General features: G+C 65.5%; 3 protein-coding genes. All 3 read left to right on the top strand.

The features are described 5' to 3' along the window. Positions 1 to 1,236 (top strand): efflux RND transporter periplasmic adaptor subunit (locus tag ABY44_RS38435; RefSeq protein ID WP_431643574.1); only part of this gene is annotated, 1,236 nt, incomplete at its 5' end. A gap of 15 nt (positions 1,237 to 1,251) precedes the next feature. Further along, positions 1,252 to 4,452, top strand: coding sequence for an efflux RND transporter permease BpeB (gene bpeB, locus ABY44_RS38430; protein ID WP_060171832.1), 3,201 nt, complete (start codon positions 1,252 to 1,254; stop codon positions 4,450 to 4,452). Further along, positions 4,452 to 5,975 (top strand): efflux transporter outer membrane subunit, encoded by a 1,524-nt coding sequence (locus ABY44_RS38425; protein ID WP_431643573.1) that lies wholly within the window; start codon positions 4,452 to 4,454, stop codon positions 5,973 to 5,975. Before bpeB ends, ABY44_RS38425 begins: the two co-directional genes overlap by 1 nt. Positions 5,976 to 6,017 lie beyond the last annotated feature (42 nt).

Genomic DNA, 6,017 nt, shown 5'->3' with positions numbered 1-6,017 from the left:
ACGGCCGCCGTTTTCCTGGCCGCGTGCGGGAAAAAAGAATCGGCACCGCCGCCGCAAACGCCGGAAGTCGGCGTCGTCACCGTCCAGCCGCAAGCCGTACCGGTCTTCACCGACCTGCCGGGCCGCACCAGCGCGTTCCTCGTCGCGCAGGTCCGCGCGCGGGTCGACGGCATCGTGCTGCGCCGTGAATTCACCGAAGGCACCGACGTCAAGGCCGGTCAGCGCCTCTACAAGATCGACCCGGCGCCTTACATCGCGGCGCTGAACAGTGCAAAGGCAACGCTCGCGAAGGCGCAGGCGAACCTCGTCACGCAGAACGCGCTGGTTGCACGCTACAAGGTGCTGGTGGCCGCGAACGCGGTCAGCAAGCAGGACTACGACAACGCGGTGGCCACGCAAGGCCAGGCCGCGGCGGACGTCGCGGCCGGCAAGGCGGCGGTCGATACCGCGCAGATCAACCTCGGCTATACCGATGTCGTTTCGCCGATCACCGGCCGCGTCGGCATCTCGCAGGTGACGCCGGGCGCGTACGTGCAGGCGAGCCAGGCGACGCTGATGTCGACGGTGCAGCAGCTCGACCCGGTGTATGTGGACCTCACGCAGTCGAGCCTCGAAGGGCTGAAGCTGCGCCAGGACGTACAGAGCGGCCGCCTGAAGACGTCCGGCCCGGGCGCGGCGAAGGTGTCGCTGATCCTGGAAGACGGCAAGACCTATTCGGAGCCGGGCAAGCTGCAGTTCTCGGACGTGACGGTCGACCAGACCACCGGCTCGGTGACGATCCGCGCGGTCTTCCCGAACCCGGGCAAGGTGCTGCTGCCGGGCATGTTCGTGCGTGCACGGATCGAGGAAGGCGTGAACGAGAACGCGTTCCTGGTGCCGCAGATCGGCGTCACGCATGACCAGAAGGGTCAGGCGATCGCGATGGTGGTGAACGCCAGCAACAAGGTCGAGCCGCGTCCGCTGAAGACGACGGGCATGCAGGGCCCGAACTGGGTGGTCGAAGGTGGTCTGCAAGCGGGTGATCACGTGATCGTGCAGGGCGTCGACAAGGTGCGCCCGGGTGCGACCGTGAAGACGGTCCCCGCGCAGCTCGCACCGGCGGCCGATGCCGCGTCGGGTGCGGCTGCCGCGTCCGCCGCGCCGGCTGCCGCCGGTTCCGGCGCCGCTGCCGCTTCCGGTGCTGCCGCATCGGGCGCTGCGCCGGCGAGTGCTGCCGCTGCTTCGAGCGCGCAATAACAGGGAGCCTGTTTCATGGCAAAGTTTTTTATCGATCGCCCGATCTTCGCGTGGGTGATCGCCATCATCCTGATGCTGGCCGGGGTTGCGGCGATCTTCACGCTGCCGATCTCGCAGTATCCGACGATCGCACCGCCATCGATCCAGATCACCGCGAACTACCCGGGCGCTTCCGCGAAGACGGTGGAAGACACGGTGACGCAGGTGATCGAGCAGCAGATGAGCGGTCTCGACAACTTCCTGTACATGTCGTCGACCAGTGACGACTCGGGCAACGCGACGATCACGCTGACTTTCGCGCCGGGTACCAACGCCGACATCGCGCAGGTCCAGGTGCAGAACAAGCTGTCGCTCGCGACGCCGATCCTGCCGCAGGTCGTGCAGCAGCTCGGCCTCTCGGTGACGAAGTCGAGCAGCAGCTTCCTGCTGGTGCTCGCCTTCAACTCCGAAGACGGCAGCATGAACAAGTACGACCTCGCGAACTTCGTGGCGTCGCACGTGAAGGATCCGATCAGCCGGTTGAACGGCGTCGGTACCGTCACGCTGTTCGGCTCGCAGTACGCGATGCGGATCTGGCTCGACCCGAACCGCCTGACGAACTACGGCCTCACGCCGGTCGACGTCAGCTCCGCGATCACCGCGCAGAACGTGCAGATCGCCGGCGGCCAGATCGGCGGCACGCCGGCGAAGCCGGGCACGATGCTGCAGGCGACGATCACCGAATCGACGCTGCTGCAGACGCCCGAGCAGTTCGGCAACATCCTGCTGAAGGTCAACCAGGACGGCTCGCAGGTTCGCCTGAAGGACGTCGCGCAGATCGGCCTCGGCGGCGAAAACTACAACTTCGACACGAAGTACAACGGTCAGCCGACCGCGGCACTCGGTATCCAGCTCGCGACCAACGCGAACGCGCTCGCGACCGCGAAGGCCGTGCGCGCGAAGATCGACGAACTGGCACCGTTCTTCCCGCACGGCCTCGTCGTGAAGTACCCGTACGACACGACGCCGTTCGTGAAGCTGTCGATCGAGGAAGTGGTCAAGACGCTGCTCGAAGGTATCGTGCTCGTGTTCCTCGTGATGTATCTGTTCCTGCAGAACCTGCGGGCGACGATCATCCCGACGATCGCGGTGCCGGTCGTGCTGCTCGGCACGTTCGCGATCATGTCGATGGTGGGCTTCTCGATCAACACGCTGTCGATGTTCGGCCTCGTGCTCGCGATCGGCCTGCTGGTCGACGATGCGATCGTGGTGGTGGAGAACGTCGAGCGCGTGATGGCGGAGGAGGGCCTGTCACCGAAGGAGGCGACCCGCAAGGCGATGGGCCAGATCACCGGCGCACTCGTCGGCGTGGCGCTGGTGCTGTCGGCGGTGTTCGTGCCGGTGGCGTTCTCGGGCGGTTCGGTCGGCGCAATTTATCGCCAGTTCTCGCTGACGATCGTGTCGGCGATGGTGCTGTCGGTGCTCGTCGCGTTGATTCTGACGCCGGCACTGTGCGCGACGATCCTCAAGCCGATCCCGCAAGGGCATCACGAAGAGAAGAAGGGCTTCTTCGGCTGGTTCAACCGCACGTTCAACAACAGCCGCGACAAGTACCACGTCGGCGTGCACCACGTGATCAAGCGCTCGGGCCGCTGGCTCATCATCTATCTGGTCGTGATCGTCGCGGTTGGCCTGCTGTTCGTGCGCCTGCCGAAGTCGTTCCTGCCCGATGAAGACCAGGGCCTGATGTTCGTGATCGTGCAGACGCCGTCGGGTTCGACGCAGGAAACGACCGCGAAGACGCTCGCGAACATTTCCGACTACCTGCTGAAGGACGAGAAGGAAATCGTCGAATCGGCGTTCACGGTCAACGGCTTCAGCTTCGCGGGCCGCGGCCAGAACTCCGGTCTCGTGTTCGTGCGCCTGAAGGACTACTCGCAGCGTCAGCATGCGAACCAGAAGGTGCAGGCGCTGATCGGCCGGATGTTCGGGCGCTACTCGGGTTACAAGGACGCAGTGGTGATCCCGTTCAACCCGCCGTCGATTCCTGAACTCGGTACGGCTGCCGGCTTCGACTTCGAGCTGACGGACAACGCGGGTCTCGGCCACGATGCGCTGATGGCCGCGCGTAACCAACTGCTCGGGATGGCCTCGAAGGATCCGACGCTGCAGGGCGTGCGCCCGAACGGCCTGAACGATACGCCGCAGTACAAGGTCGACATCGACCGCGAGAAGGCGAACGCGCTCGGCGTGACGGCGGATGCGATCGACCAGACGTTCTCGATCGCATGGGCATCGAAGTACGTGAACAACTTCCTGGATACCGACGGCCGGATCAAGAAGGTGTACGTGCAGTCGGATGCACCGTTCCGGATGACGCCGGAAGACCTGAACATCTGGTACGTGCGCAACGGGTCGGGCGGGATGGTGCCGTTCAGCTCGTTCGCGACCGGTCACTGGACGTACGGTTCGCCGAAGCTCGAGCGCTACAACGGTGTGTCGGCGATGGAAATCCAGGGTCAGGCCGCACCGGGCAAGTCGACCGGTCAGGCGATGGCCGCGATGGAAACGCTCGCGAAGAAGCTGCCGGTCGGTATCGGCTATTCGTGGACCGGCCTGTCGTTCCAGGAAATCCAGTCCGGTTCGCAGGCGCCGATCCTGTACGCGATCTCGATCCTCGTCGTGTTCCTGTGTCTCGCGGCACTGTATGAAAGCTGGTCGATCCCGTTCTCGGTGATCATGGTGGTGCCGCTCGGCGTGATCGGTGCACTGCTTGCGGCGACGATGCGCGGTCTGGAAAACGACGTGTTCTTCCAGGTCGGCCTGCTGACGACCGTGGGCTTGTCCGCGAAGAACGCGATCCTGATCGTGGAGTTCGCGCGCGAACTGCAGCAGACGGAGAAGATGGGGCCGATCGAGGCCGCGCTGGAAGCGGCGCGCCTGCGGCTGCGTCCGATCCTGATGACGTCGCTCGCGTTCATTCTCGGCGTGATGCCGCTCGCGATCAGCAACGGCGCGGGTTCGGCCAGCCAGCACGCAATCGGTACGGGCGTGATCGGCGGGATGATCACGGCGACGTTCCTCGCGATCTTCATGATCCCGATGTTCTTCGTGAAGATCCGTGCGATCTTCAGCGGCGAGAAGGAAGACGTCGACGAGGCGCTGCGCCTGGCTCAGGAGCACTCGCACCACGAAGAGAAGCCGGGCAACGGCGACGAAGGCAACAAGGGACAGTGATGATGCAAAAACACGCTTTGACTGCAATCGCGGTCGCGCTCTTTGCCACGGGCTGCACGATGGCGCCGCATTACAAGCGGCCCGACGCGCCCGTCGCACAGGCGTACCCGGCCGGCGGCGTCTACGCGACGCAGCCGGGTGCGGCCGGCGCGCGCAGCGCGAACGGCCAGGCGGCGACCGCCATCGGCTGGCGCGAGTTCTTCGTCGATCCGCGCCTGCAGCGGCTGATCGAGATCGCGCTGAAAAACAACCGCGACCTGCGCGTGTCGGTGCTGAACATCGAGGCGGCGCGCGCGCAGTACCAGATCACGCGCGCGGAGCTGTTCCCGACGCTCGACGGCACGGGCACGGGCAGCATCCAGCGCATTCCGCAGGGCTTGTCGACGACCAATGCGCCGCTGATCTCGCGCAACTACAACGTCGGGCTGTCCGCGTCGTGGGAACTCGACCTGTTCGGCCGCGTGCAGAGCCTGAAAGACCAGGCACTCGCGCAATACCTGTCGACGTCGTATGCACGGCAGGCATTCGAGATCTCGCTGGTGTCGCAGGTGGCCGATCAATACCTGACGCTGCTGTCGACCGACGACCTGCTGAAGGTCACGGAGGACACGCTGAAGTCCGCTCAGGCGCAGTGCGACCTGACGAAGCTGCAGTTCGACAACGGCACGGGCTCCGAGCTCGAGCTGCGTCAGGCGCAGACGGTGGTCGAGCAGGCGCTGTCGAACCAGCAGCAGCAGGCGCGTGCGCGTGCGCAGGCACTGAACATGCTGGTGCAACTGATCGGTGAGCCGCTGCCGGACGACCTGCCGGCAGGCATGCCGCTCGACGCGCAGAACCTGCTGACGGACGTGCCGGCCGGGTTGCCGTCGGATCTGCTGACACGTCGTCCGGACGTGATGCAGGCCGAGCAGACGCTGCTGGCCGCGAATGCGAACATCGGTGCGGCACGCGCGGCGTTCTTCCCGCGCATCTCGCTGACGGGCGCATTCGGCACCGGCAGCTCGACGCTGGGCGGCCTGTTCAAGGCCGGCACGGCGGCGTGGTCGTTCGCGCCGCAGATCACGATGCCGATCTTCGAAGGCGGGCAGAACATCGCGAACCTGAACCTCGCGAACGTGCAGAAACGCATCGAGATCGCGAACTACGAGAAGGCGATCCAGTCGGCATTCCGCGAAGTGGCGGATGGTCTTGCCGCACGCGGCACGTACGACCAGCAGATCGCGGCGCTCGAGCGCAACGAGCACGCACAGCAGCGACGTTTCGACCTGTCGGACCTGCGTTACAAGAATGGTGTCGACAGCTACCTGTCGGTGCTGACCGCGCAGACGGATCTGTACTCGGCACAGCAGACGCTGATCAACGCACGCCTGGCGCGCTGGACGAACCTCGTCACGCTATACCGCGCATTGGGCGGCGGCTGGATCCAGCGGGCCGGCGAGACGCCGCGCGCGCCGGATGCGCCGGTCGACTACGACAAGGCGGCCGCTCCGGCGCCTGCGTCGTCGGCGGCGACGAACGGGTAAGTGAAAGGCGGGGCAGGAGCGGGCAACCGCTTCTGCCTGCCG

It is taken from the genome of Burkholderia sp. ZZQ-2, from assembly GCF_050768715.1.
GTDB classification, from domain to species: Bacteria; Pseudomonadota; Gammaproteobacteria; order Burkholderiales; family Burkholderiaceae; genus Burkholderia; species Burkholderia cepacia.
The sequence above is the reverse complement of the archived record's forward strand: the minus strand, read 5'-3'. Positions and strand labels throughout refer to the sequence as shown.

What these genes read in the sequence shown, in the direction of transcription:
- ABY44_RS38425 (WP_431643573.1), top strand. Translation starts at nt 4,452, where the DNA reads ATGATGCAAAAACACGCTTTGACTGCAATCGCGGTCGCGCTCTTTGCC.
- bpeB (WP_060171832.1), top strand. Translation starts at nt 1,252, where the DNA reads ATGGCAAAGTTTTTTATCGATCGCCCGATCTTCGCGTGGGTGATCGCC.